Below are 4,485 nucleotides of genomic sequence, written 5' to 3' on the forward strand. Positions count from 1 at the left end.
CGTCGGGGAGCAGGCCTCCCGCGAACTGCGGCCGGGCAGCCCCGGAGGCCGCACACCGCGCCTCGCCGCCCACGCCACCGCGGTCGCCGAGGGCCGGCCCGGCTTCGATCCCCTCGGCACGGTCGCCGGGGCCGGTGAGCCGACCGTCGCCCGCAACGGCGCGACCAGCGGTGACACCTGCCATCTGGACGTCGTCGACCGCTGGGGCAACATGGTCAGCGCCACGCCCAGCGGCGGCTGGCTGCACTCCAACCCGGTCGTGCCCGAGCTGGGCTTCCCGCTCGGCACCCGGTTGCAAATGACGTGGCTTGATCCCGGCCTGCCCAACACCCTGACCCCCGGCCGCCGCCCCCGCACCACCCTCACCCCCTCCCTCGCCCTGCGCGACGGGCAGCCGGTGCTGGCCTTCGGTACCCCGGGCGGCGATCAGCAGGACCAATGGCAGCTGCACTTCTTCCTCGCCGCCGCACTGCGCCCGCGGGTGCGCGGCGGGCTCGACCTGCAGGGCGCCATCGACGCGCCCAACTGGCACACGGACAGCTTCCCCGGCTCCTTCTATCCGCGCGCCATGCGGCCCGGCAGCGTCACCGTCGAGTCGCGCGCCGGGGAGGCGGTGCTGGACGGGCTGCGGCGGCGCGGCCACGAAGTGGAGGCCGGCCCCGCCTGGTCGGAGGGACGGCTGTGCGCCGTGGCCCGCGACCCCGAGACCGGAGTGCTCAGCGCCGCGGCCAACCCCCGTGGCATGCAGGGATACGCCGTGGGGCGTTGACCAGCGGTGCACCGTGCTTCCGCCTGATCGAGCGTGCTTCCATGGACGCATGATCGACGATGAGCTGGTCGCAGAGGTCGAGGGAGCCATCCGCAGGACCGTCGCCGAGGAGGTGATGCCGCGCTGGCGGCAGCTGGCCGACGAGGAGGTCGAGCAGAAGAGCGGCCCGCACGATCTGGTCACCATCGCCGACCAGCGCGCGGAGGAATCGCTGAGCCGGACGCTGGCCACGCTGCTCCCCGGCTCCGTGGTGGTCGGTGAGGAAGCGGTGCACGCCCAGCCCGTCATGTACGAGGCGCTGCACGGCGATGCACCGGTGTGGATCGTGGACCCGATCGACGGCACCCGGCAGTTCGTCCGCGGGCACGAGCAGTTCAGCACGCTGGTGGCGCTGGCCCGGCACGGCGAGATCCTCGCCTCCTGGACGTACGGGCCGGTGCTGGACGAGATGGCGATCGCCCGGCACCGCGGCGGCGCCCTCCTCAACGGTGAGGCACTGTGGTCGGGCATGCCGGAGCCCGGCAGGGTGCTCGAAGTGGCCACCTCCCACCCGGACTTCACCACCGACGCGCAGAAGCGCGCGCTGCTCGGACTGCGCGTCGAGGGCGTCGCGCCCCGTCCGTGCGGCTCCGCGGGACTGGAATATCTCGGTGTGGCGCGCGGCGAGGTGGACGCGGTCGTCTTCAGCTGGGAGGCCGCCTGGGACCACGCGGCGGGACTGCTGCTGGTGGCTGAGGCGGGTGGAGCGAGTGCCACGATCGAGGGCGAGCCCTTCCGGCTCGCGGGCGGGAACGCGCTGCCCTTCACCGCGGCTCGGGACGCCGGCACCGCCCGGCGTATGGTGGGCCTGCTGCGCGCCGGCAGCTGACCCGTACGGCGAGTTGCCTCACAGGCGAGGGGAGAGCCGACAGTGCCATCGATCCGTGACGCGGTCGTCGTCGGAGCCGGACCGAACGGGCTGACCGCGGCCGCCGAACTGGCCCGCCGCGGTTTCTCCGTGGAGCTGTTCGAGGCGCTGGAGACCGTCGGCGGCGGCGCGCGTACCGAGGAACTGACGCTGCCCGGCTTCCGTCACGATCCCTGCTCGGCGGTGCATCCCACGGGCGCGGGCTCGCCCGCCTTCAACCGGATGCCGCTGGCCGAGTACGGCCTGGAGTGGCTGCACCCCGAACTGCCCATGGCCAACCCGTTCCCTGACGGTACGGCAGCCGTGCTCGCCCGCTCCGTCAGTGAGACCGCGATGTCGCTGGGCCCTCGGGACGCGGGCAGCTACCGGCGCCTGGTCGAACCCTTCCTGGGCAAGTGGGAGGCGATGGCCGCGGACTTCATGGGCATGGGCTCCCTCTTCAACGGGCGGTTCCCCACCGACCCGGTGCTGCTGGCCCGGTTCGGGCTGCTCGCGCTGCGGCCCGTCAGCTGGCTCAACCACCGCTTCCGTGACGAGCCGGCCCGCGCGCTGATGGCGGGCCTGGGGGCTCATGTCAGCGCCCCCCTGGGCACCTTCGCCACGGCCGGGCCCGCCCTCGTCTTCGCCCTCGCCGCGCACGCCAACGGCTGGCCCGTGCCGCGTGGCGGCTCCCAGTCCATCTCGGACGCCCTCGCCGGATATCTCCGCGCGCAGGGCGGTCACATCCACACCGGCACCGAGGTCAAGCGGCTCGATGAACTGCCGCCCGCCCGGGCGTACATCTTCGACACCTCGCCGACGGCGCTGGCCCGGATCGCCGGACTCGGCAACGCCTACGCCGAGTACCGCTACGGGCCCAGCGTCTTCAAGATCGACTACGCGCTGGACGGGCCCGTGCCGTGGACCTCGCAGGCCGCACGCCGGGCCGGCACCGTGCACGTCGGACCGACAGCGGGGGCCATCGACCAGGCCCTGCGCGCCGCCGTCGGCGGCCGGGCCCCCGAGCGGCCCTTCCTGATCACCGCACAGCCCAGCGTCGTCGATCCGGCACGGGCACCGGAGGGCAAGCACGTCTTCTGGGCGTACGGACACCTCCCGAACGGCTGGCAGGGCGACGCCACCGACGCGGTCGAGCGCCAACTCGAACGCTTCGCGCCGGGTTTCCGCGACCGCGTCCTGGCCCGCGCCACCGCGGGCCCGCCGCAGCTGGCCGCCCGCAACGCCAACTACGTGGGCGGCGACTTCCTGTGCGGCGCCTCCGACGGCCTGCAGATGCTGCTGCGCCCGAAGCTGACCGGCCGCCCGTACGGCACCGCGCACCCCGCCGTCTTCCTCTGCTCCGCGGCCACCCCGCCGGGACCCGGTGTGCATGGAATGTCCGGGCACCACGCGGCCCGCGCCGTCTGGCGGCAGCTGCGGCGGTCGCGGCAGCGGTGAGAAGCGATGAGGAGCGGCCGGGCGGCCCGCGGTCCGCGGAAGGGGCCGTCAACGCCGTGTGTACGGGCGCTGCCGCTGGGTTGCCCGTGGTGGGCGGGCCTTACCGCCGGATAGGGTCGTAGCGGCGCGACTGCCTGTCCGCACGCAAAGAGACCAGGGGCAGAACCATGACGACGACAGCGCGCGTACTGATCGCCGCGGACAAGTTCAAGGGATCGCTGACGGCCGTGCAGGTCGCCGAGCGGATCACCGCGGGGATCCACCGGGTGCGTCCCGGCACAAGCGTGGAGTCGCTGCCCGTCGCCGACGGCGGCGACGGCACGGTGGCGGCGGCCGTCGCGGGCGGCTTCGAACGCCACCAGGAGGAGGTCACCGGGCCGCTCGGGGCGACGGTCAGCGCCGCCTGGGCGATGCGGGAGGGGACCGCCGTGGTCGAGATGGCCGAGGCGTCCGGGCTCCAGCTGATGCCGCCCGGCGTCTTCGCACCGCTGACGGCCACCACGCGCGGCACCGGCGAACTGCTGCTGGCCGCCATCGACGCGGGAGCCACCACCATCGTTCTCGGCGTCGGCGGCTCGGCGACCACCGACGGCGGCGCGGGCATGCTGGAGGCGCTGGGCGCCCGCTTCCTCGACGAGGACGGCGACCAGATCCCGCACGGCGGCGGCCCGCTGCGCGAGCTGGTCTCCGCCGATCTGTCCGGCCTCGACAAGCGGCTGAAGGACGTCGAGATCGTGCTCGCGAGCGACGTCGACAACCCGCTGACCGGACCGAAGGGCGCCGCCGCCGTCTACGGTCCGCAGAAGGGCGCGGGGGAGCAGGACTTGGAGGTCCTGGAGGCGGGGCTCAGCCACTACGTCCAAGTGCTGGGCGCCGCTGTCGGTCCCCGCGCGGCGGAGGCCGCGGACTCGCCCGGCGCGGGCGCGGCGGGCGGTATCGGCTACGCCGCCCTCGTCGGCCTCGACGCCGCCTTCCGGCCCGGCATCGACGTACTTCTGGAGGTGCTGGGCTTCGCCGCGGCCCTGGACCGCGCCGACCTGGTGATCACGGGTGAGGGCTCGCTCGACGCCCAGACCCTGCACGGCAAGGCCCCGGCGGGGGTCGCCGCGGCGGCCCGCGAGGCGGGCAAGCCGGTGCTGGCGGTCTGCGGGCGACTCGCGCTGGACGCCAAGGCCCTCAAGGGCACCGGCTTCGAAGCCGTGTACGCCCTCACCGACCTCGAGCCGGACCCGGACCGCTGCATGTCCCAGGCGGGCCCGCTGCTCGAACAGGCTGCGGAGCGGCTGGCGAACGAGCGCCTCTGAGGCGGGGTCTCGGCCCTGGCTGACCGGGCAGGGCAGCCTCGCCGGAACGCGCGTGGACAGCGCTGTGG

The 4,485-nt window shown here is 74.3% G+C and carries 4 protein-coding genes; all 4 read left to right on the forward strand.

Annotated elements, in window-relative coordinates; genetic code table 11:
* A partial coding sequence (locus tag ACRDP3_RS05695; RefSeq protein ID WP_431515713.1) for a gamma-glutamyltransferase occupies window positions 1–769 on the forward strand: 769 nt, incomplete at its 5' end.
* Window positions 770–818: 49 nt separating this feature from the next.
* Window positions 819–1,637 (forward strand): inositol monophosphatase family protein, encoded by an 819-nt coding sequence (locus tag ACRDP3_RS05700; protein WP_431515714.1) that lies wholly within the window; start codon window positions 819–821, stop codon window positions 1,635–1,637.
* 42 nt (window positions 1,638–1,679) lie between these two features.
* Window positions 1,680–3,113: a phytoene desaturase family protein gene (locus tag ACRDP3_RS05705; protein WP_431515715.1), complete on the forward strand. Its 1,434-nt coding sequence runs from the start codon at window positions 1,680–1,682 to the stop codon at window positions 3,111–3,113.
* A gap of 167 nt (window positions 3,114–3,280) precedes the next feature.
* The gene (locus ACRDP3_RS05710) at window positions 3,281–4,417 is read left to right on the forward strand and encodes a glycerate kinase (protein ID WP_431515716.1); all 1,137 of its coding nucleotides are present in this window, start codon (window positions 3,281–3,283) and stop codon (window positions 4,415–4,417) included.
* Window positions 4,418–4,485: the final 68 nt, after the last annotated feature.

The organism is Streptomyces sp., from assembly GCF_050698815.1.
Taxonomy (GTDB): domain Bacteria; phylum Actinomycetota; class Actinomycetes; order Streptomycetales; family Streptomycetaceae; genus Streptomyces.